At 71.5% G+C, this 19,650-nt stretch carries 25 protein-coding genes and 1 pseudogene; 5 read left to right on the top strand and 21 right to left on the bottom strand.

The annotated features are described in order from the left end of the window. Positions 1-68: 68 nt before the first annotated feature. The 3 genes and pseudogenes from ABZU46_RS18500 to ABZU46_RS18490 form a co-directional block, all read right to left on the bottom strand. Positions 69-2,450 carry an excinuclease ABC subunit UvrA gene (locus ABZU46_RS18500; RefSeq protein ID WP_354859285.1) on the bottom strand — a complete coding sequence of 794 codons (2,382 nt, stop codon included), beginning with the start codon at positions 2,448-2,450 and terminating at the stop codon, positions 69-71. Positions 2,451-2,530: 80 nt separating this feature from the next. Further along, entirely contained in the window at positions 2,531-2,980 is a 450-nt protein-coding gene (locus tag ABZU46_RS18495; RefSeq protein WP_234585913.1) for a helix-turn-helix transcriptional regulator, read from the bottom strand. Between the two features lie 94 nt (positions 2,981-3,074). Next, positions 3,075-3,797 (bottom strand): annotated as a pseudogene (locus ABZU46_RS18490) (hypothetical protein); the annotation flags it as partial. Here ABZU46_RS18490 and ABZU46_RS18485 point away from each other — a divergent pair. Continuing rightward, the gene (locus ABZU46_RS18485; protein WP_354859283.1) at positions 3,734-5,170 is read left to right on the top strand and encodes a recombinase family protein; all 1,437 of its coding nucleotides are present in this window, start codon (positions 3,734-3,736) and stop codon (positions 5,168-5,170) included. The pseudogene ABZU46_RS18490 and the gene ABZU46_RS18485 overlap by 64 nt on opposite strands. Before the next feature lie 7 nt (positions 5,171-5,177). Here ABZU46_RS18485 and ABZU46_RS18480 read toward each other — a convergent pair whose 3' ends face one another. Then, entirely contained in the window at positions 5,178-5,399 is a 222-nt protein-coding gene (locus ABZU46_RS18480; protein ID WP_354859281.1) for a GntR family transcriptional regulator, read from the bottom strand. A 369-nt stretch (positions 5,400-5,768) separates the two neighbouring features. Between ABZU46_RS18480 and ABZU46_RS18475 the strand changes: the two genes are divergently transcribed. Continuing rightward, complete coding sequence (locus ABZU46_RS18475) at positions 5,769-6,032, top strand: hypothetical protein (protein WP_354859279.1); 264 nt, start codon at positions 5,769-5,771, stop codon at positions 6,030-6,032. Between the two features lie 166 nt (positions 6,033-6,198). Here ABZU46_RS18475 and ABZU46_RS18470 read toward each other — a convergent pair whose 3' ends face one another. The 17 genes from ABZU46_RS18470 to ABZU46_RS18390 form a co-directional block, all read right to left on the bottom strand. Further along, positions 6,199-6,408, bottom strand: coding sequence for a hypothetical protein (locus ABZU46_RS18470; RefSeq protein WP_354859276.1), 210 nt, complete (start codon positions 6,406-6,408; stop codon positions 6,199-6,201). A 270-nt stretch (positions 6,409-6,678) separates the two neighbouring features. Continuing rightward, the gene (locus ABZU46_RS18465) at positions 6,679-6,852 is read right to left on the bottom strand and encodes a hypothetical protein (protein ID WP_354859275.1); all 174 of its coding nucleotides are present in this window, start codon (positions 6,850-6,852) and stop codon (positions 6,679-6,681) included. Continuing rightward, on the bottom strand, positions 6,842-7,321 hold the full coding sequence (locus ABZU46_RS18460; RefSeq protein WP_354859272.1) for a hypothetical protein: 480 nt from the start codon (positions 7,319-7,321) through the stop codon (positions 6,842-6,844). Before ABZU46_RS18460 ends, ABZU46_RS18465 begins: the two co-directional genes overlap by 11 nt. A 377-nt stretch (positions 7,322-7,698) precedes the next feature. Next, positions 7,699-7,887, bottom strand: a complete 189-nt coding sequence (locus ABZU46_RS18455) for a hypothetical protein (RefSeq protein WP_354859271.1) — start codon at positions 7,885-7,887, stop codon at positions 7,699-7,701. 47 nt (positions 7,888-7,934) lie between these two features. Next, a complete protein-coding gene (locus ABZU46_RS18450; protein ID WP_354859268.1) occupies positions 7,935-8,375 on the bottom strand; it encodes a hypothetical protein in 441 nt (146 codons plus the stop codon). Between the two features lie 23 nt (positions 8,376-8,398). Further along, the gene (locus ABZU46_RS18445; RefSeq protein WP_354859266.1) at positions 8,399-8,767 is read right to left on the bottom strand and encodes a hypothetical protein; all 369 of its coding nucleotides are present in this window, start codon (positions 8,765-8,767) and stop codon (positions 8,399-8,401) included. Beyond that, on the bottom strand, positions 8,767-9,435 hold the full coding sequence (locus ABZU46_RS18440; RefSeq protein ID WP_354859264.1) for a hypothetical protein: 669 nt from the start codon (positions 9,433-9,435) through the stop codon (positions 8,767-8,769). Before ABZU46_RS18440 ends, ABZU46_RS18445 begins: the two co-directional genes overlap by 1 nt. 366 nt (positions 9,436-9,801) lie before the next feature. Beyond that, positions 9,802-9,999 carry a hypothetical protein gene (locus ABZU46_RS18435; protein ID WP_354859263.1) on the bottom strand — a complete coding sequence of 66 codons (198 nt, stop codon included), beginning with the start codon at positions 9,997-9,999 and terminating at the stop codon, positions 9,802-9,804. After that, the gene (locus ABZU46_RS18430; RefSeq protein WP_354859261.1) at positions 9,992-10,204 is read right to left on the bottom strand and encodes a hypothetical protein; all 213 of its coding nucleotides are present in this window, start codon (positions 10,202-10,204) and stop codon (positions 9,992-9,994) included. The genes ABZU46_RS18435 and ABZU46_RS18430 overlap by 8 nt, the downstream gene beginning before the upstream one ends. Then, positions 10,201-11,040 (bottom strand): HNH endonuclease, encoded by an 840-nt coding sequence (locus ABZU46_RS18425; RefSeq protein ID WP_354859259.1) that lies wholly within the window; start codon positions 11,038-11,040, stop codon positions 10,201-10,203. Before ABZU46_RS18425 ends, ABZU46_RS18430 begins: the two co-directional genes overlap by 4 nt. Next, a complete protein-coding gene (locus ABZU46_RS18420) occupies positions 11,037-11,519 on the bottom strand; it encodes a hypothetical protein (protein WP_354859256.1) in 483 nt (160 codons plus the stop codon). The genes ABZU46_RS18425 and ABZU46_RS18420 overlap by 4 nt, the downstream gene beginning before the upstream one ends. 146 nt (positions 11,520-11,665) lie before the next feature. Continuing rightward, the gene (locus tag ABZU46_RS18415) at positions 11,666-11,797 is read right to left on the bottom strand and encodes a hypothetical protein (RefSeq protein ID WP_354859255.1); all 132 of its coding nucleotides are present in this window, start codon (positions 11,795-11,797) and stop codon (positions 11,666-11,668) included. Positions 11,798-12,796: 999 nt separating this feature from the next. Continuing rightward, positions 12,797-13,435 carry a DUF2637 domain-containing protein gene (locus ABZU46_RS18410; RefSeq protein WP_354859252.1) on the bottom strand — a complete coding sequence of 213 codons (639 nt, stop codon included), beginning with the start codon at positions 13,433-13,435 and terminating at the stop codon, positions 12,797-12,799. After that, positions 13,432-13,692: a hypothetical protein gene (locus tag ABZU46_RS18405; RefSeq protein WP_354859250.1), complete on the bottom strand. Its 261-nt coding sequence runs from the start codon at positions 13,690-13,692 to the stop codon at positions 13,432-13,434. The genes ABZU46_RS18410 and ABZU46_RS18405 overlap by 4 nt, the downstream gene beginning before the upstream one ends. Beyond that, positions 13,689-14,249 (bottom strand): helix-turn-helix domain-containing protein, encoded by a 561-nt coding sequence (locus ABZU46_RS18400; protein WP_354859248.1) that lies wholly within the window; start codon positions 14,247-14,249, stop codon positions 13,689-13,691. The genes ABZU46_RS18405 and ABZU46_RS18400 overlap by 4 nt, the downstream gene beginning before the upstream one ends. Further along, on the bottom strand, positions 14,155-14,628 hold the full coding sequence (locus ABZU46_RS18395) for a hypothetical protein (protein ID WP_354859245.1): 474 nt from the start codon (positions 14,626-14,628) through the stop codon (positions 14,155-14,157). The genes ABZU46_RS18400 and ABZU46_RS18395 overlap by 95 nt, the downstream gene beginning before the upstream one ends. Next, on the bottom strand, positions 14,625-16,142 hold the full coding sequence (locus ABZU46_RS18390) for an MFS transporter (protein WP_354859243.1): 1,518 nt from the start codon (positions 16,140-16,142) through the stop codon (positions 14,625-14,627). The genes ABZU46_RS18395 and ABZU46_RS18390 overlap by 4 nt, the downstream gene beginning before the upstream one ends. Before the next feature lie 75 nt (positions 16,143-16,217). Between ABZU46_RS18390 and ABZU46_RS18385 the strand changes: the two genes are divergently transcribed. From ABZU46_RS18385 to ABZU46_RS18375, 3 genes are all read left to right on the top strand, one after another. Continuing rightward, on the top strand, positions 16,218-16,652 hold the full coding sequence (locus ABZU46_RS18385) for a helix-turn-helix domain-containing protein (protein ID WP_354859241.1): 435 nt from the start codon (positions 16,218-16,220) through the stop codon (positions 16,650-16,652). 100 nt (positions 16,653-16,752) lie between these two features. Beyond that, entirely contained in the window at positions 16,753-17,340 is a 588-nt protein-coding gene (locus tag ABZU46_RS18380; RefSeq protein ID WP_354859238.1) for a helix-turn-helix domain-containing protein, read from the top strand. After that, complete coding sequence (locus ABZU46_RS18375; protein WP_354859236.1) at positions 17,340-19,550, top strand: MMPL family transporter; 2,211 nt, start codon at positions 17,340-17,342, stop codon at positions 19,548-19,550. Before ABZU46_RS18380 ends, ABZU46_RS18375 begins: the two co-directional genes overlap by 1 nt. The last annotated feature ends 100 nt before the right edge of the window (positions 19,551-19,650 follow it).

Raw genomic sequence — 19,650 nt, 5'->3', positions numbered from 1 at the left:
CCACGGCGGCCCGCCGCCGCTCAACCGACGGCCGGGTAGACAATCGGGCGACGGCGGACGGCACATGATCAGGTGCCGACGTACGCCGCCAGGTGCTCGCCGGTGAGGGTGGAGCGGGCAGCGACGAGATCGGCCGGGGTGCCCTCGAAGACGATCCGGCCGCCGTCGTGGCCGGCGCCCGGGCCGAGGTCGATGATCCAGTCGGCGTGCGCCATGACCGCCTGGTGATGCTCGACGACGATCACCGACTTGCCGGAGTCGACGAGTCGGTCCAGCAGGCCGAGCAGTTGCTCGACGTCGGCGAGGTGCAGGCCGGTGGTCGGCTCGTCGAGGACGTACACGCCGCCCTTCTCGGCCATGCGGGTGGCCAGCTTGAGCCGCTGCCGCTCGCCGCCGGACAGGGTGGTCAGCGGCTGGCCGAGGCTGAGGTAGCCGAGCCCGACGTCGACGAGCCGGTCGAGGATGGCGTGCGCGGCGGGCGTACGCGCCTCACCCGCGGAGAAGAACGCCTCGGCCTCGCGCACCGACATGGCGAGCACCTCGCTGATGTCACGGCCGCCGAACCGGTACTCCAGAACCGACGCCTGGAACCGCCTCCCCTCGCACTCCTCGCAGGTGGCGGCGACACCGGCCATCATCCCCAGGTCGGTGTAGATGACGCCGGCGCCGTTGCAGCCGGGGCAGGCCCCCTCGGAGTTGGCGCTGAACAGGGCCGGCTTCACACCGTTGGCCTTCGCGAACGCCTTGCGGATCGGGTCGAGCAGGCCCGTGTACGTCGCCGGGTTGCTCCGGCGCGAGCCGCGGATCGCGCTCTGGTCGACCGACACCACCCCGTCGCGGTCGGACACCGAGCCGTGGATCAGCGAACTCTTTCCCGAACCGGCCACACCGGTCACCACCACGAGCACGCCGAGCGGGATGTCGACGTCGACGTCGCGCAGGTTGTGGGTGTTCGCGCCCCGCACCGTCAGCACACCCGACGGCGTCCGTACGGATGTCTTCAGGCGTGCCCGGTCGTCCAGGTGCCGCCCGGTCAGCGTGTCGCTGGCGCGCAGCCCGTCGACGGTGCCCTCGAACACCACCTCGCCTCCGGCGGTGCCGGCGCCCGGCCCGAGATCGACGACGTGGTCGGCGATGGCGATCGCCTCCGGCTTGTGCTCGACCACCAGGACGGTGTTGCCCTTGTCCCGCAGGCGCAGCAGCAGGCCGTTCATCCGCGCGATGTCGTGCGGGTGCAGCCCGATCGTCGGCTCGTCGAAGACGTACGTGACGTCGGTGAGCGACGACCCGAGGTGGCGGATCATCTTGGTGCGCTGCGCCTCGCCACCGGAGAGCGTGCCCGAGGGCCGGTCGAGCGACAGGTAGCCCAACCCGATCTCCTCGAACGAGTCGAGGAGATGTTGCAGCCCGGTGAGCAGCGGCGCCACCGACGGCTCCCTGATGCCCCGGACCCAGGCCGCCAGGTCGCTGATCTGCATCGCGCAGACGTCGGCGATGTTCTTGCCCTCGATCTTCGACGACCGGGCCTCCGCGCTGAGCCGGGTGCCGCCGCAGTCGGGGCAGGTCGTGAACGTCACCGCACGGTCCACGAAGGCGCGGATGTGCGGTTGCAGCGTGTCGATGTCCTTGGCGAGGAACGACTTCTGGATCTGCGGGATGAGGCCGACGTACGTCAGGTTGATGCCGTCGACCTTGATCTTGGTCGGCTCCCGGTGGAGCAGGTCCTGCAACTCCTTCTTCGTGTATTTGCGGATCGGCTTGTCCGGGTCGAAGTAGCCGCAGCCCCGGAAGATCCGGCCGTACCAGCCCTCCATGCTGTAGCCGGGGATCGTGATCGCGCCCTCGTTGAGTGACCTGCTGTCGTCGTACAGCGCCGACAGGTCGAAGTCGGTGACCGCGCCCATGCCCTCGCAGCGCGGACACATGCCGCCGAGACGGTTGAAGGTCGCCTTCTCGGTCTTCGTCCGGCCCGCGCCGCGCTCCACCGTGATCGCGCCGGTCGCCCGGACCGAGGGGACGTTGAAGGAGAACGCGTTCGGCGAGCCGATGTGCGGCTGCCCGAGCCGGCTGAAGAGGATGCGCAGCATCGCGTTGGCGTCGGTGGCGGTGCCGACCGTGGAGCGGGCGTTCGCGCCCATCCGCTCCTGGTCGACGATGATCGCGGTGGTCAGCCCGTCCAGCACGTCGACCTCAGGCCGGGTCAGCGTCGGCATGAAGCCCTGCACGAAGGCGCTGTAGGTCTCGTTGATCATCCGCTGCGACTCGGCCGCGATGGTGCCGAACACCAGCGAGCTCTTGCCGGAGCCGGAGACCCCGGTGAACACCGTCAGTCGACGCTTCGGAAGCTCGACCGTGACGTCCTTGAGGTTGTTCACGCGCGCGCCCTGCACCCGGATCAGGTCGTGCCGGTCGGCGACGTGCGCCGCGGGCGGGTCCGTGGCCTTGCTCATGATGTCTCCATCTTCTCGGGCGGGCGGGGCCCCGGGGTCACGCCCGACGCGGCTCGCCGCGCCGACCCGACCCGTGGCAGTCACGCTAGGGGTGGCGGCGTGACCTGCGCTTCTCGATTCCTGACCGGTCTGGTCACCTGCTTCGCCGTGCACGACGGCAGCCCGGCCGTCGCGAGCGCCGCCTCCCGCCGGTAGGTGCTGGGCGGCACACCGACCAGCTCGGTGAAGCGGGTGCTGAAGGTGCCGAGCGACGAGCAGCCGACCGCGAAACAGACATCGGTGACGCTGAGGTCGCCGCGACGCAGCAGCGCCATGGCGCGCTCCACGCGCCGGGTCATGAGATAGCTGTACGGAGATTCGCCGTAGGCGAGCCGGAACTCCCGACTGAGGTGCCCGGCCGACATGTGGACGCCCCGGGCGAGCGCCTCGACGTCCAACGGCTGCGCGTACTCCCGGTCGATGCGGTCGCGGACGCGGCGCAGCCGCGCGAGATCGCTCAGGCGCTGGCTCTCGGCGGATCGGCTGGTCACCTGGAAAATCGTGCCACAGACCCCCGACGACAGGGACCGTCGAAGACCGCGCGCCTCCGATGATCGTGGTCGATCAAGGAAACAGCGCGTACCGTCAGCCGGTCTCGCGGCGGGCGCGGGCCCGGCGCTTGCCCTCGTGCATGGCCTGCACCCGCGCCACCGGGATGGTCCGGCCCTCCGCGACGAGGTCGGCGGGGAGCGACTGCGGCGCCGGCATCAGCGCGACCCACGGGTCGGTCCCGGCGACCAGTGGCGGCACCGTCCGGATGGTGAAGTCCGCCGGGGTCACCTCGGTCAGGTCGGACCAGTCGACCGGGAAGGAGACCGGCATCCCGGGCCGCAGTCGCGGGCTGTACGCGGCCACGACCGTCGCCCCGCCGGCTCGGGTGGCGTCCACGAAGACCTTTCCGCCCCGGTCTTGAATGATGTACGCCGTCGTGGCCAGCGCCGGGTCCAGCCGCTCGGCGCGGACGGCGAGCGCCCGGGTGGCGGCGGCCAACTCCTCGGCGGTGCGGTCACCAGCCACCGGGACGAAGACGTGCACGCCCTTGGCGCCGCTGGTCTTGACGGCCCCGGCGAGGCCGGCGTCGGCGAGCGCCTGGCGGACCAGCAGGGCAGCGGCGACGGCCGCGCGGAACCCGTCGCCCTCGGGCGGGTCCAGGTCGAGCACCAGGTGCGTCGGGCGGTGCAGATCCGCCACGGTGGCCAGCGTCGGGTGGTACTGACGGCCCGCGCCTTGGATACGATCAGCACATGAGACTACTCGCTGCCTACCGGCTGAGCCAGACCACCGACGCCAGTACGTCAATCGAGCGGCAGCGGCAGACCGCGCAAAGGTACTCCGACCTGGGCGGACACCAGTTGGTCGGCGAGGCGATAGACAGCGACGTAAGCGGTGCCAGCGACCCATTCCGGCGGCCGGGCCTCGGGCCGTGGCTGCGTGGCGAGCGCGGGGGATTCGACGGGCTCTTGGTGTGGCGGATCGACCGGCTTGCGCGGTCAACGCTGCACTTCGCGTCCCTGCTGCGGTGGGCGCAAGACAACGGCAAGACGATCATCAGTGCAACCGAGGGATTCGACCTGAGTACGCCCATGGGTCGGGCCATGGCGACGATCATTGCCGTACTGGCCGAGGCCGAGCTAGAGGCGATCAGGGACCGGAACCGGGGCGCGCGGGCGTACCTGACGAAGGTCGGGCGGCACTGGGGCGGGAAGGTGCCCGTGGGCTACATGGCCGAGCAGCAGGCCGACAAGACATGGAAGCTCGTGCATGATCCGGTGATTGCGCCGGTCGTCCAGGAAGCGGCCCGGCGGGTCATCGCGGGCGAGACAGTCTCGGCGGTCGTGGCCGACCTCAACGGGCGCGGCGTGCCGACCGCGCTCGATGAGCAGGCACGGCGGGCGGGACGGGAACCAACGGGCCGGAGGTGGACCGTAGCCACGCTCACGCGGACGCTCACGAGCGAACTCACGCGGGGCTACCAGGTGCCCGAGGTGCGCGGGGATGACGGGATGCGCGTACGGCGGGCCGTGCCGCTCGTGGCCGATGCGGAGTGGGCCAAGCTACAGGCGACGTTGGCTCCGAGGCGGGCCGCCAGCCAGCCACGGCGCAACTCGGCCTACCTGCGCGGCGTGCTGTACTGCGCCTGCGGCGAGAGGGCCAACAAGGTCACGGCCAAGGGTGGCGAGTACTACAGATGCCCGTCGCGGTCCAAGTACGGCAAGCACTGCGGGAAGTCGGCCACCGTCAAGGCGGCCGAAGTTGAGGCGCTGGTAGACGCGGCCGTACTGCGGGACCTCGGGCCGGTTCCCCTGCTGCGGCGGACCTTCGTGCCAGGCGTCGACCACCGCCAGGAGATCGAGGCGATCAAGGCGGCGATGGGCAACCTGACGGCGCAGCTCGGCCGGCTCACCGGGCGGGCCGCCGAGGCGGTGGCCGACCGGCTCAACGAGCACGGCGCGACGCTGGCCGCGCTGGAGGCCGAGCCGGTCGTTGAGGACGATTGGGAGGAAGAACCGACCGGCGAGGTCTACGCGGCGCACTGGGGCCGGCTCGACGCGGCCGGGCGGAACTGGGCGATGGTGGCCGTTGGCGTACGGGCCACGATCGGGCCGGGCACGGCCGTCGAGGTGGAGGTAGCGCCGCAATCGTTCCTGGACGTCATGGGCGGCATCTCGGTGGAGGCGTAGGCGCTGCTCACTCGGCCACGTAGGTGCCGCTGCCGACCACGCCGACGACCAGGCCGCGCGCCTTAAGAGCGTCGATCGCACGCGCCACCGTGCGCCGGGCCGAACCGTACTCAGCCGACAAGGCGGCGTAGGACGGCAGGCGGGTGCCGGGCGCAAACTCGCGCTCACCGATGCGGCGCGCTAGGTCGGCCTCGATTTGGCGCGCGGTGTGAGGGATCACGGGTGCCATCCTCCGGCGTACCCGGGCGGGAACCGCTTGCACTCCGTAGCACGGTTGCGCAGGCTGCCATGGTTGCCCACCTGGCATAGGTGGCACTAGCGTGACTGTTTCGGCGCAGTACGTGAGCGGACGGGATGGTGACGACATGGCGCGGCACAGACCACCGGTGATCCGTACGGGTCCGGTGCATCGGCGTGATTGGAGTTGGGAGGCGTGGGGGCGGCGGTGCACGTGCGGGCTCCCGTGGCGCTGCCCGGATGCCGGGCAGGTGCCACCCGAGGCCGAGCCGGCACCCGCGCGGGCGGTGGGCGTGGCGCGCGTCGTCCGGGTGGTGGGCGGCACGGACGAGGGGGCCGGGCGGCTCACGCTGGCGGGCGAATGGCGCGGCAACGGTGGGCGGTGGCCGGCGGGCGGGTGCCGGGTGCCGAACGTCCGGCGGGGTGGGCGGGCGTAATGGTGGGCGAGGATGGCGCACCCGCCCGCATAGCGGCCGATGCGGGCGCGATGCGCTGGCATGTGCGCGTCGACCGGATCGAATGCGGGGAATGCTCGGAGCGGATGCCGGTCGCGCCGCTTACCGCGCTTACCGAGATTGCCGAGGCGTTGAGCGACCATGCGGCCCGGTGCCGGGCGTTCTCCTGACCCTCAAACGACAAACCCCCGGTACCCATCAGGGCACCGGGGGTTTGTCTGTGCGGGATCAGGCAGCGGGGGCCAGAGTCACGCCGTTGACGCTGCCGGCGCGCTAGCCGCACAACCGCCCCGACCAGCGGCCCAGCGGTGGGCGGCGCGGCCGGGGCGGTGGCGATCACTCGACGGGGGCGATGTACGGGCGGCGGGCGTGCGCCTGTCCAGCCTCGTGCATCACGGCGTCGATCTCGCGCTTAAGCGCGGCGACAGCCTGGCTGAGAGCGGTCATCGCATCGCGGCTGCCTTCCTGCTGCGGCAGCGCCTCAACGGCGGCGGCGGCGGCCTGGAAGGCGGCAGCGGGGGCGGTGACGTTGTGGGTCAGGGCCATTGGATCTCCTCGGGGTGGTTGGGGTGGTGCACCCGCACGCCGGGCGGCGGCGGGGGGCTCAGAACGGGAAGTCCGCGTCCGTGGGCGGGGGCGCGGCGGGCGGGCGGCCGGTGGCGGCGGGCGGCGGACACGGGCCGTCGCTGTCGAGGTGGTAACCGCTGTCTTCGCGGGGGGTACGGCGCAGCACGGGCGGCCATGGCGAGCCGGGCGCAACGTGGTGCCAGCATTGCGGGCCGGGGCCGATCGCGTGGGCGTCGATGTCCCAGCGGCTCACGCGGCACGCTCGCGGCGGGCCATGGCCTGACGCACGCGGGCGTGTAGCCGGCGGTTCTCGACGCGGCACGGCCGGCACAGCCGGCGGAAGCCGTCGAGGGTGCGCCGGTCGCGGCCGAACGCCGACAGCGAGCGGTCGGCGTTGCACTGTGGACAGTGCTTAGTGGTCATTGAGGGCCTTCTTCCGGTTGGCGCGGTGAACGTCCACGGCGCGGGCCACATAGTCGGCGTTGTACGAGGCATTCCAGGCGAGCGACCGAATGGTCAATTCCTCGCGTAGCTCGCGCTCGGCAATCGCGGCCAATTGCTCGGGATCGTCGCCATAAATGGGCGGGCGGCCCGGCATTACGAGGCGGTGCGGGCGATCAATCATGTGGGAAAGGTCCCTATGACTGCCAATTTCGGCACGTTCATTGCCCCATTCCATAGCGACCGCGGTGCTGGTTAGCGCCTTTATGTCGAGCGTGGAAAGGTCCGCATTATCGCTCGGCCACTGACCAATCTTGCGCCATTGTTGACCATTCCCGCTAATGTGTCGCATGGTCAGACGGGACCGGCGGCCGGCAAGCAGGGCGAGCCGAGTAGCGGTCGCGGGGTCGATATGGCCCGGTTTTGAGCCGCCACCGTGGTTCGCATTCATGCCTATTCCATTCTTTTTATTGTATTTTGGTTTTTTGGGAAATCGCAGCTTTACTGGGCTGACAGTGACGCGCCATGCCTAACGGGAGGGCTTTGGTGGGGGCGGAGGGAAGGGGTACCCCAGGGGTGCGCGGGCCTGCGAACGGTGCGGCGAACGCACCCGCAATTCCATATAAAGGAACGACGCAATGCGTTTGCTTGCACATTCACCATTCAACTAATTGCAACTCATCATCGCAATTACAATTCATGCCAACACGTCGAGCACATCGGCTCGCCTATTGGAATAGGTTTGCGTCGACATCTTGGACAGCGCTGCGTCGATGTGTGCGTCTTACTCGTGGGCAGCAAGACGCACACATCTAACGCATTAGTCATTCACTCATTGTCCGGCGACAGAGGGGGGAGGCCGGCGAGGATACGCGCCAATTCATCCGACGGCGTTCCGGCCCGCACCTCGGCGGCGTAGTAGTCCGCATCCGACATCTCGGCGGTGCGGGCCACGCGGGGGCGGCCCGACGTTTGTACCGCCCGGTAGAACATGGCGGCGGCGTAATTGAGGTCCATGTGCGTCTACCTCCTGGGGGGTATCAAGCGGGGGGGGGCGGGGTCGTTCACGCGGCACCCCGGAGGGTCCTGTGCGGGCGGTCGCGGGCCGCACCGTCCACCTTCGGCAGCACCGGGCGGGCAGCGACCCGGCACGCGGGCGAGCAAAACCGCTTGCTGCCCAGCGCGACGAACTGCGTACCGCAGTGGCGGCACGGCTTCGACCACGTGCCCGGCGGTAGATCCAGGGGCGGGGCGGGTGGCGCGGTGGGGGGCGGCGGCTGCTCGGCGGACTCGTACACGTACCCAGCCGGAACCGGGATGCCGAGGGAACGCAGCGTGTCAGGGCTGATCATCGCTCCCTTGCTCAGACGGTCACGGGTGTGCGCGCGCTCCGCGTCGATCCGCAACGCTTCGACGTACGCGGCTTCCCAGCGGCCGAATGCCTCGCTGCGGGCACGCTTGCGGCGGTCCTTGCGAGCGCGTGCGGCTTGCCGCTCTTGCTCCACGGTGGAGGGCTGGCGGTGAGTCATCAAAACGGGCCTCGGATTCTCTTGGCGATCTCTTCGATGTGGGCGGGCGTGCTGCTCTCGCCGTCGTCGCCCCGGATCTGGCGGGCGATCCGGCGGATGTCCTCAGCGGACCGCGCGGGCGTGGGCTGCTCATCGGCCGGCGGCTGCTCGCCGGTCTGCGCGGCGACGAAGGCGCGCAGGGCGGCCGTGACGTTGCCGTCGGCGTCGGCCAGCGCCTCCAGGGCGTCGGCCTTCGTCGTGCCGGTGGCCTCGGCCAGCGCGTCCACGTCGGCCATGATCTGCCGGCGGCGGTCGCGGGCGGCCAGGTCGTCGCCCAGCACCGCGCGGGGGCGGGCGGTGTTGCCCAGGACAGGATCGACGTGGGTCATTACTTCAACCGTCCCGTCGTACGCACCGCGTCGCGGGCGGCGGTCCGGCGCAGGTGGGCCGGGTCCATCGCGCGAGTCAGGATCTCGAACGCGTCGACCGGACGACCGATGCGCACCGGACCGGAGTAGACAACGGTGTCCGCAGACACGAACGGCGCGCGCTCGTCCTGCGGGACAAGCTGGTTGCGCAGGTTCGACAGCGCGGAGAACCGGGCGAACGTCGCGCGGGTTGCGTCCAACGTGGCATCAAGCTCCGTCGCGGCGGCGGTGGCCTGCTGCGCCAGCATGTCGGCCAGGCGGTCGGCGTGCTCGGCGATGGCGAGGCCGTAGGCAATGCGAGCTTCGCGCAGAACGTTCGCGGCGGCAGACTTCGCGGCCTGCGCCTCCTCAAGCTGCACTTCATGCGTGATCGCGTCGAACGTCGGCGGCTTCTTGCCCGCGCGGATCGCGGCACGCACCTCGGCCTTGTGCTCGGCCGGGATCATGTCCACGTCGAGGTGGGCGTCTTCGGCGGCCCGGTACGACTGCTCGGCGGCGTCCACATCGGCCAGCGCTGCGACCAGGGCCGGCACGGCGGCCACGATGTCGGCCGGCAGCGGCAGATCGGCAAGGGCCTTCGCCTGCCGGCGGGACGCGAGGACGGCGGGATCGGTGATGGGGTTGATCACTGTGACTCCAGTGTTTGACCGCCTGTCATCCAACAGGCGGCGTAAGGGGATGCCGGAAAACCGCCCGGCGCGGGGGTATGTGGGGGGCACTGCGCCCCGGTCGCATTCAGGAGTTACGACCGGGGCGGTGCCATGCCCGCGCGCCACCTTCCTCAAGAACGCGCGGGGGTCTATCAGCGGCGGCGGATACTCAGCCGGCCGTCTTTCGCTTCTGCCGGTGCCGGCCCACGTATTCGCGGGCGGCGGCACGCTGGCAGTCAGGATCGGCGCAGACCGTCCGGGGACGGCCATGGCCGGCGTACTCGATCGGGGTGCCGCAAACGTTGCAGGGCAACGGTTTCAGCGGCAGCGGGCGTCGGCGGGCCATCATCCGCACACGCCCAGCGGGGCGCGGGGCGGGGTGCCACACCGGCCGCACGCGGTGCCGATCTCGGCGGTCGGGAGAATGACCACATAGGACGCCCGATGACCGCATCCCTTGACCTCACAGCGGAAGTCGGACGACATCAGTAGTTCGTGCCGGCGCTCGGCCGAGACGGGGATGGCGGTCAGTACGTCAGGCATCGGGGCGCACCTTTCGCAGCGTGCCCTGAACGAGCGTCGGCGCGTTGCTTTGCGGCTGCTCCGCAGAGCGCTCGGGCTGCTCGGTGCGGCGGCCGGCAATCGAGGCTTTCAGGTCGACAGTGATCACGAGCGCTCGGCGGGTTACGACGATCAGGCTTACAAGCGCGAGCAGGCCGAACAGGGCGGTTGCGATGGTGAGGGTCACGGGGTGCTCCAAGCTGTGTAGGGCGGTTGCCAGGTGGTGTCGTTGCCGCGCGAGGTGTTGCAGGCGGCGCACGCCCAGCGCAGGTTGTCGATGTCGTCCGTGCCGCCCAGGGATGTCGGGGTGATGTGGTCGACGTGCTCGGCCGGGGCGGTCTCGCAGATCTCGCACAGTCCGTTGTGGTCGGTGCCTTCGTCAGCAAGGGCGGCGGTGTGTGCCTTGAGAGTGCGGACGTAGCGGCTGTCGTCGTGGTCGCGGCACAGGTTGTTCAACCCGTCCGCCGTGGTGCGGTTGATCGAAAACTCGGCCAGCGGGCGGCGCTCGCCACGGCGGCACTTCTTCGTCCCATCGGGGCGCAGGCGTGCCTGATCGGCGGTGATCTGCTCGGCGGTGCGGGCGCGACGGCGGTCCATAACGCGGCGCGTATTGGCGGCGTTGGCACCCGAGGCAGTGCGGCGACGGGCGTTGGCGGTGGCGTTGGCGAGGGCGCGCTCCGGGTTCGCGGCCTTCCACGTGGCGACCTTGGCGCGGCAGGGGTCGCACGTGGCGGCACCTGGGACGGGCGGGCGTGCCTTGCAGATCGGGCACAGCCCAGCCGCGCGGGCGGTGGCGCGTTTGACCTTCTGGCGGCATGGGTCGCACAGTCCGGCGTGCTTGCCGGCCAGGTAGTGCGCCGGCCGGTCGCAGCCGTTGACGCACGACGGGCGGTCTACCGGCTCGCGCTGGGGGGCAGCGAGCTGCGGCGTGCCGGCCGCGATCCGGGCGGCGCTGCGCTCGCGGTACTGGCGGACGCGTTCGCGGGTCTGCCGACGCTTGCGCTCATCGGCGGTCTCGTTCACCAGCGCTCCCACATCGGACGGTCGCCGGGGCGGGTGTACGTGCGGTCGCGCATGATCAGGCGCTCGCGGCGGGTGCGATCGGTGTAGATCGGAGCGCCGCGCCAGAGATGCACGCCCATCCACCCGCGCTTGCCGTGCACTACGGCGGACATCAGGTAGTCACGCGCCACGGCGGCGAACGTCTTCCGACCGGCGGGCATGATCTCGCCAACGGCCGGACCGCGCTTGACGGCCACACGAGCGCCGATCATCTGCGTCTCGGCGAACATCCCACCGGGGGCACCGGTCAACAGCACCGGGTCGGCGTCGTAGTCCAGCGTGTCCAGGGTGGACAGGTACGCGTCGAACAGCTCGGGGCCTTCCGTGAATCGGCCGATCAGCCAGCGGAAGGTTTCGAGGTCGGTCAGCCAGGTCTCGATGGCCCAGGCAGCGGAGCGGGCGGCGGGGCTCATGTCATCGCCGTAGTGGTATGCGTCCACGGGGTCACCTCCAATCGGTTGTAGGGCAACGAAAAAAAGCGCCCCGACGCTGTGAGGGGTCGCATCCCTCACAGCGCCAGGGCGCTTGGTCTTCGGTGTTGCTGGCCGCTCCGAGCGCATGCGACGCGCTCGGTGCGGGGTCTGTCCTACCGGGACAGTCGGGAGGCGCGGTGCGCCAGGTAGTCGGCCACGTTCGCGCGGAACGCGGCGGTTGCCTCGTCCGTCAGCGGGCGGGGGCGAGTCGCGGTGGGGCGGCGGTTGATCGTCGGGGCGGTCATGGTTCCTCCACTCGTGGGAAGCGACAGACAGCGAAACCGCCGGACATGGGTGGGCCGATCTCCTGGCGGCAACCAAGATCGGCACACTCATGACCGGCGGGGTCGAGGTGCGCGCGACGGGTTGCCGTTCGTCGCTGTGCGCGGGGTCCGTCCATCTCGAACGGTGGTCGTTCTTCTGTCAGTAGGGCTACCGGGGCTCGGCGCTCAGCGCCGGGGGCCGTACTTTCTTCTCCATAGGGTACGTCCTACAGGGATACAGTACGGGCGTACGGTTTTCCGGGGGAAATCGGCGGGCGCGGGCGCAGCCGGGGCGGCCCAAGAATTACCCCCGGATGGCGCACCCAGTGCCGGCAAGTGTCGGCACCCCGTCGGCACTTACCCCCCTGATAACGCACCCATCACCGGGCGCAGGCGCAGCAGGGGATGCCCAGGGACTACAGAGAGCACTTTAGTTAACTACAGTTAGTTAAAGTAGAGGGAGAAATAGGGGATAAACAAGACAGAATGAAGGGGAGGGGGAAAGCGCGCGGCGAGGCGACAAGAGTCCGAAGTCCATTACCCCCCGAATGGCGCACCCACGTCGGCACTCCCCTCGGCGGCGGGGCGGACCAGCGGGCGGGGGCTGCGGCGGGTTGGCATCGGCAGCCCGTTGTACGTGACGCTGCCGCCCGTGCGTGCCGTCCGGGTAGGGACGGAGGGCGGCGGGGCGGGCACACGCACAGACGGTCTGACAGCGCACTTGTTGGTGCCGGCCGGCGGCCGGTGGTCCGTTGTCAATCAGAGTTGACGCTACCTGGTAGCACGGCTCGCGGGGTGCGGCCGATCGGCGGGGCGGTCCGGGGTGGTGCCGACCAGCGGGCGGGGCGCACGCGTGAGAGCATCGCGCGCCCGTTGTGCGCGACGCTGCGGGGCGCGGGTGCCGTCCAGGTAGGGACTGAGGGGCGAACGCAGAGCGGCCCGCTACGGGCACGTAGCGGGCCACTTGTTGACGCGGGCGGCTTACCCGGCAGCGAGCGCAGCGCGGGTCGTGGCCAGGTGGCGGCGGGCGGTCCGTGCTGACACGCCGAGCGCGGCGGCCACATCGGCGGCGGACAGGTGCGGGCGGGCGGCCACCAGTGCGGCCACTCGGGCGGCGGTGCCGGCCACGGCCGGCGGGATGGCCGAGGCGGTCACGTTGGCCGGCGGCGTGGCCGGCGGGGTGTCCACGGCCACCGGGGCGACCGGGGCCGGGGACGGCGCGGCCACGGCGGCGGCCACCGGGGCGACCGGGGCCGGGGACGGCGCGGCCTTACCGGACCGGGCCAGAACTTCCACCGTCAGCAGCAGGGCCACAGCCGGCCAGGCGGACACAACACGCGCGGTCGCGGACGGCGGCGCAACGGCCACGTTGGCCACCACCGACGCGGCCACGCCGAGGACGAAGGCCAGCCACGCGGACCAGCGGGACCGGCGGCCATCACCGAGCGCCAGCGTGGCCACGAGGATCATGCCGTCAACGGACAGCGGCAGCAGTGCGGCCAGCGTAGGCGGCTGGCCGGCGCGCTCGGCCAACACCTTCATGTGGTCATAGCTGGCCACGGCGGCGATCGTGGTCACGGCCACCGTGCCGGCCAACGAGGCGATACGGCGGGGGTTCACGCGGCACCTCCGGGCGAGAGAACGAGCCAGCCGGCGGGGACCGGGCAGACGTAGCCGGCGGCCGTGAGCGTGGCCAGCGCGGCGACCACGGCCAGGTCGTCGGCGTCGCAGCGCGCGGCCAGGTCGGTAACAGAGCCGAGCCAGGCCGGGCGGCCGTCGTCGCCACTCGCGCCGTTGGCCAGGGTGATCAGAACCAACTTCGCGAGCGGGTCGCCGGGGCGCTGGGCGGACGCCCATGCGGTTGCAGACGCGCTCATGCGGCAGCCTCCAGAGACTCAGAGCGGCAAGGGATGCAGCGGCCGGCTACTTGGCCGAGGTGCCCCGGCTTCGGGCAGCGGTCGCCACCGGCCGGCGGCGGGAGCGCAGCTCCCCGGCGCTCGGGCGGGGTCCATCGGTTCTTTCCGCTGGAGAGATCCCGCGCGAAGCGCGCGGTGTTGGTTCCCTGACGGTTCAAGAACGGTTCGGCGGAAGCCTGCTTCCGGGCGGGGCGGAAGCCAGCTTCCGGGGTGGCCGGCGGTGTGCTTCCGGCCGGGGTGGGGCTCACTGCCGGGCGGGCCATGGCGAGGTTCCACACGATCGTGCGCTTGCTGCCACGCTCGGCCCGCACGATCAGGCCGAGGGCTTCCAACTGGGCGAGGTCGGCGCGGACCGCGCGCTCAGACTTTCGGGCGTATTTGGCTAGCGTCGCCTGAGACGGCCAGGCACCACGGCCGTTCGCGTCAGCGTGGTTGGCCAGGCCGACCAGCACGGCGACGCATGACGGTGGGACGTTCGGTGCCTCGCTGAGTGCCCAGCTCACGGCTTCGATGCTCACGCGCTCTCCCCGGATGGGGGCGCGGCCGGGAGGGGGTGTTGTCCCTCGCCAAAGCGCGCTGGTTGGCGAACCAGAGCAGGGTGCGCCGGTCGTCGCAGAGGGCGTACGAGATCTCCCGGTGCGACGCTTCGGCCCAGACCGGCACCCGGCGGACCCACTCCGGGGTGTAGCGGGGCAGGTTCTTCTGCATGAACGGCGGCTGGCCGGGGCGGACCCGGATCACCGACAGCGGACGGTCCCGCAGCTGCCCGATGATCGGCTCCCGGACCGCGTCGAGGTAGTCGACCAGGTCGCGTTTGGTCGCGTCGTCCCGGTCGGACAGCGGCTGGTCCAGGTTGGTCAGGGCCACGCCGTCGCGGGTCTCGTCAGCCTCACTCACCCGATCACCCTCCCGGCCCCGGCGTCGTCGGTCAACCGGACGCGGCGCTTGGACACCGAACGATTCCGCTGCCCGCCATCGTCGACCGGCGCTTCGACGTCGGGCCGCTGGCCGGCCGGGCGGCGGGGCAGCGTGCCCAGCGCCACCAGGAACGCGGCGAGCACCAGAGCGGCGGCCACGGCATACGCGACCTGGTAGCCACCGGCCAGCGCCACCGCCTCGGCCCGACCGGCGGCCCGGAGGCCGTCGCTGCGGGCCGCGGCCAGGGTCGCCAGCGCGGCCAGGCCGACCGCCCCGCCGACCTGCTGGGTGGTGTTGGCCAACCCGGACGCCAGCCCGGCGTCGGCGTCGGTCGCGCCGACCATGGCCAGCGTGGTGACCGCCGGCAGGGTCAGGCCGCCGGCCACGCCGAAGACCACCAGCGCGGGGAGTACGTCGGCGAGGTAGCGACCGTCGGCGGGCAACCGGGCGAGCAGCAGGAAACCGATGATCGCGAGGCTCAACCCGACCAGCAGCACGCTCCGGGCGCCCCACCGGGCGATCAGCCGACCGGCCAGGCCGAGCGACACCACCGCGATCACCACCGGGGTGGGCAGGAAGGCCCAGCCGGTGGCCGCCGCGTCCAGCCCGAGCACGAGTTGCAGCTCGACGGCGAGCAGGAACTGGAAGCCGAAGTACGCGGCGACCATGAGGAACTGCACCGCGTTGGCCGCGACCAGGCCCGGCACGCGCAGCACCCGCGCCGGCAGCAGCGGAGTCGCCGCCACCCGTTGGCGTACGGCGAAGCCGCCGAGCAGCAGCGCCGCGAGCACCGCCGCACCGAGGGTCCGCGGGCTGGTCCAGCCGTGCTCACCGGTCCCCACGATGCCCAGCACGGCGGCCATCAGGCCGGCGGTGGCCAGCAGGGCGCCGGGCACGTCGAGGCCGGCCCGCAGGCCGATGCCCCGTTCGGCGGGGAGTTGGCGGACGGCGGCGAGCAGGATCGCCGCCCCGATCGGCAGGTTCACCAGGAAGATCGAACGCCAACCGGCCAGCTCGGTGAGCACCCCGCCGGCGACCGTGCCGATCGTGGCGCCGGCCGCCCCGGTGAAGCTGAAGACGGCGATGGCGCGGGCCCGCTCGACCGACTCGGGATAGAGCCGGACGATCATCCCGAGGCTGACCGCCATGGCGAGCGCGCCGCCGACGCCCTGGCCGAACCGCGCGCCGACGAGCAGGGCCGGTCCGGTGGCCGTCGCGCAGGCCAGCGAGGCCAGGGTGAACAGCACGACGCCGGCCAGGAAGACCCGACGCCGGCCGAGCAGGTCGCCGAGGCGGCCGGCGAGCAGCAGCAGCCCGCCGAACGCCACCAGGTAGGCGTTGACCACCCAGGCCAGTCCGGCGGCGGTGAAGCCCAGGTCGCGTTGTACGGAGGGCAGGGCCACCGACACGACACTGCCGTCCAGGATGATCATCAGGCTGCCGGCGCAGAGCACGAGCAGGGCCGGCCAGCGGGCCGGGACGGTACGGTCCATCGGATGCCTCCTTGGTGCACGGTTTGTTACCGAGGTCATCGTCTGTGACCATGAGCCGGAGCGGAAGGAGGCACTGTGATGTCCCAGAGGAACAGCGATGTGTCCGCGCAGGTCGAGGCGGAGTTCACCTGCGCCGCCGGGAACGTGCCGTTCACCCCCGGGCAGGCTCGGGCGTGCACCGTCCGCGAGGTGCTGGACCGGGTCGGCGGCAAGTGGAGCATCGGCATCCTGGTGGCCGCGTCGAACGGCCCGGTGCGCTTCACCGAGCTGGAGCGGCACATCGAGGGCATCAGCCGCCGGATGCTCACCCTGACCCTGCGCAACCTGGAGCGCGACGGCCTGCTGCACCGCACGGTCTATCCGACCGTCCCGCCGAAGGTGGAGTACACGGCCACGCCGATGGCGCTGGAGCTGTACGAGTCGCTGGTGGCGCTGACCAGTTGGGCCGAACGGCACCGCCGGGCCATCGCCGAGGCGCGGACCAGGTACGACGCCGAGCGCGCCGGCTAAACCAGACCCCGGTGTGGGGAAGGCCACCACGTTCTTCTGACCGATCGGTCAGGGTCTGACCGATCGGTCAGGCATGCTGGTTCACGGAGGTGGACCGGTGATGGCCAGAGCGGTGTCCGAGACGCACGGCGAGATCCTCGCCGCGGCGGCGCGACGGTTCGCGGTGACCGGCTACCGGGGCACCTCGTTGCAGGACATCGCCCGCGAGGTCGGCTGCTCCAAGGCCACCGTGCTCTACCACTTCGCCAACAAGGAAGCCCTGCTCGCCGAGCTGATGGCACCCGCGATCGGCGTGCTGCGCGACCTCGACGACCAGCTCACCGGCCGGACCGGCGCGGCCGCCCAGGAGGTCGCCGCGGCGGGCTTCGTCGACCTCGCGGTCCGGTTCCGGCGGGAGATCGCGGTGCTGCGCGGTGAATTCCCCGAGCTGCTGTGCCAGCCGGCGTTCGCGCACATCCAGGAGATCTCCGACCGGCTGCGCGACGCGTTGGCCGGGCACTCCGATCGTCCGGGCGCCCGGATCGCCGCGCTGGTGCTGCTGGCCGGCATCTCCGAGGCGTGCGCCGAGTTCGCCGACATCCCCGACGACGAACTGCGCGCCGCCCTGCTCGCCCTCGTCCGGCGGGCCGTCGAACCCGTCGACGCACCCCTGACCCATCCACCCACGACCGAGGACAAGGACTCCTGATGGCCACCCTGCTCTACCGGCTCGGCCGGGGCGCGTTTCGCCGGCGACGGCTCGTCGTCGCGCTCTGGCTCGTCGTACTCGTCGGCGCCGGTCTGGCCGCGGCGACCCTGCGCGGCCCGACGGCGAGCAACTTCACCATGCCCGGCACCGAGAGCCAGCGCGCGCTCGACCTGCTCGCCGAGCAGTTCCCCTCGGCCAGCGGCGCGACCGGCACCATCGCGGTCAAGGCACCCGGAGACGGCCAACTCGGCACCCCACAGGGCCAGGCCGTGGTGCAGGAGCTGGTCCAGCAGGCCGGGACGCTGCCCGGCGTGGTCGGCGCGGTCAACCCGCTCCAGGTCGGCGCGGTCTCGCCCGACGGCCGGTACGCGCTGGTCCAGGTCCAGTTCGCCACCGGCGCGGACGAGGTGACCGACGACCAGAAGACCGCGTACGAGCAGGTCGGCGCGGCGGCGAAGGCACAGGGTTGGCAGGTCGCCCCGGGCGGCGAGGTGCTGGGCGGGGAGCCGGAGATCGGCTCGACCGAGGCGCTCGGCGTCGTGGTCGCCGCGATCGTCCTGATCATCACCTTCGGCTCGCTGGTGGCCGCCGGGATGACCATGCTCAACGCGCTGATCGGCGTGGGCACCGGCATGGCCGGGCTGTTCGCGCTGAGTGGCGTCGTCCAGTTGACCAGCACGGCGCCGATCCTGGCGCTGATGCTCGGCCTCGCCGTGGGCATCGACTACTCGCTGTTCATCACCTCCCGGCACCGGCAGAACCTGCTCGACGGTCTGCCCCCGGACGAGGCCGTCGGCCGGGCCGTGGGCACCGCCGGCTCCGCCGTTGTCTTCGCGGGCGCCACCGTCGTCATCGCGCTCGCCGGACTGGCCGTGGTGGACATCCCGTTCCTCACCGTGATGGGTCTCGCCGCCGCCGGCACCGTCACCGTGGCCGTGCTCGTCGCCATCACCCTCCAGCCGGCGCTGCTCGGCTTCGCCGGACGCCGGGTTCTCCCCCGCCGGCTGCGCGCCGTCCCCACCGACGAGACCGCCGCCACCGCCAGCGGAGCGGCCAACGAGACGAACGCGGCCACCGAGGACCGGTCCCGCTTCGGCTTCCGCTGGGCGCGGTTCGTCACCCGGTTCCGCGTACCTGTCATCCTGGTCGGCCTGCTCGGCCTGGGGCTGCTCGCGCTGCCCACGCCGGACATGCGGCTGGCGCTGCCGGACGCCTCGACGGCGGCCGTCGGCTCGCCGGCCCGGGTGTCGAACGACCTGATCACCGAGGGCTTCGGCGCGGGCTTCACCGGTCGACTGGCGGTCGTCGTCGCCGGTGACTCGCCGCAGGCCACCTCGGCCGCCGTACCGCAGGTCACCGCGCTGCTCCAGCGCACCGAGAACGTCCTCGCGGTGGCGCCCGCCCAACTCAGCCCGGACGGCCGGACGGCGCTGCTCGGCGTGGTGCCGAAGACCGGCCCGACCGACGAGGCCACCGAGACGGTGGTGCACGACATCCGGGACTCGGTGAGCGGGATCCGCGACGCGGACGTGCTGCTCACCGGCGTCACCGCGATCGGCATCGACGTCTCCGAGAAGCTCTCCGACGCGCTGCCGGTCTACCTGCTGCTGGTGGTGGGGCTCTCGGTCCTGCTGCTGATGCTGGTGTTCCGTTCGCTGCTGGTGCCGGTCAAGGCCGCGCTGGGCTTCCTGCTCACCGTCGCCGCCACGTTCGGCATCACGGTGGCGGTATTCCAGCAGGGGCACCTCGCCGACCTGGTGGGCCTGGACACGCCCGGCCCGCTGATCAGCTTCCTGCCGATCCTGCTCATCGGCATCCTGTTCGGGCTCGCGATGGACTACGAGGTGTTCCTGGTGTCCCGGATGCGGGAGGACTTCGTGCACGGCGAGACCGCCCGCCAGGCCACGATCAGCGGCATGGGGCACGGCGCCCGCGTGGTCACCGCCGCCGCGTTGATCATGATCTCGGTGTTCGGGGGCTTCGTCTTCCTCGACGACCCGGTGATCAAGTCGATGGGCTTCGCGCTGGCCATCGGCGTGGCCATCGACGCCTTCGTGGTCCGCATGACCATCGTCCCGGCCGTGATGTCCCTGCTCGGTGACCGCGCCTGGTGGCTGCCCCGCTGGCTCTCCCGCGCCCTGCCGAACGTCGACATCGAGGGCGAGGGGCTCCGTACCCACCTGACGACCCGGACCCCCACCCGGGTCTGACCCGTCCCGACCACGAAAGGTGCGGCGCCCCCGCGGGCGCCGCCCCGTTCGGCCCTGCTCACACCCCGGCCGGGGACGTCTCCAAATCGCCGGGGCCGGC

Origin of the sequence: Micromonospora sp. NPDC005197 (genome assembly GCF_040608295.1) — a bacterium.
Classification (GTDB): domain Bacteria; phylum Actinomycetota; class Actinomycetes; order Mycobacteriales; family Micromonosporaceae; genus Micromonospora.
This window is presented reverse-complemented; position numbering and strand designations above follow the sequence as displayed.

Excerpts from the sequence above, each read along its gene's own strand:
- ABZU46_RS18500 (WP_354859285.1), bottom strand. The coding sequence starts at position 2,450 with ATGAGCAAGGCCACGGACCCGCCCGCGGCGCACGTCGCCGACCGGCAC.
- ABZU46_RS18485 (WP_354859283.1), top strand. The coding sequence starts at position 3,734 with ATGAGACTACTCGCTGCCTACCGGCTGAGCCAGACCACCGACGCCAGT.
- ABZU46_RS18480 (WP_354859281.1), bottom strand. The coding sequence starts at position 5,399 with ATGGCACCCGTGATCCCTCACACCGCGCGCCAAATCGAGGCCGACCTA.
- ABZU46_RS18475 (WP_354859279.1), top strand. The coding sequence starts at position 5,769 with ATGGCGCGGCAACGGTGGGCGGTGGCCGGCGGGCGGGTGCCGGGTGCC.
- ABZU46_RS18470 (WP_354859276.1), bottom strand. The coding sequence starts at position 6,408 with ATGGCCCTGACCCACAACGTCACCGCCCCCGCTGCCGCCTTCCAGGCC.
- ABZU46_RS18465 (WP_354859275.1), bottom strand. The coding sequence starts at position 6,852 with ATGACCACTAAGCACTGTCCACAGTGCAACGCCGACCGCTCGCTGTCG.
- ABZU46_RS18460 (WP_354859272.1), bottom strand. The coding sequence starts at position 7,321 with ATGAATGCGAACCACGGTGGCGGCTCAAAACCGGGCCATATCGACCCC.
- ABZU46_RS18455 (WP_354859271.1), bottom strand. The coding sequence starts at position 7,887 with ATGGACCTCAATTACGCCGCCGCCATGTTCTACCGGGCGGTACAAACG.
- ABZU46_RS18445 (WP_354859266.1), bottom strand. The coding sequence starts at position 8,767 with ATGACCCACGTCGATCCTGTCCTGGGCAACACCGCCCGCCCCCGCGCG.
- ABZU46_RS18435 (WP_354859263.1), bottom strand. The coding sequence starts at position 9,999 with ATGCCTGACGTACTGACCGCCATCCCCGTCTCGGCCGAGCGCCGGCAC.
- ABZU46_RS18415 (WP_354859255.1), bottom strand. The coding sequence starts at position 11,797 with ATGACCGCCCCGACGATCAACCGCCGCCCCACCGCGACTCGCCCCCGC.
- ABZU46_RS18405 (WP_354859250.1), bottom strand. The coding sequence starts at position 13,692 with ATGAGCGCGTCTGCAACCGCATGGGCGTCCGCCCAGCGCCCCGGCGAC.
- ABZU46_RS18390 (WP_354859243.1), bottom strand. The coding sequence starts at position 16,142 with ATGGACCGTACCGTCCCGGCCCGCTGGCCGGCCCTGCTCGTGCTCTGC.
- ABZU46_RS18380 (WP_354859238.1), top strand. The coding sequence starts at position 16,753 with ATGGCCAGAGCGGTGTCCGAGACGCACGGCGAGATCCTCGCCGCGGCG.
- ABZU46_RS18375 (WP_354859236.1), top strand. The coding sequence starts at position 17,340 with ATGGCCACCCTGCTCTACCGGCTCGGCCGGGGCGCGTTTCGCCGGCGA.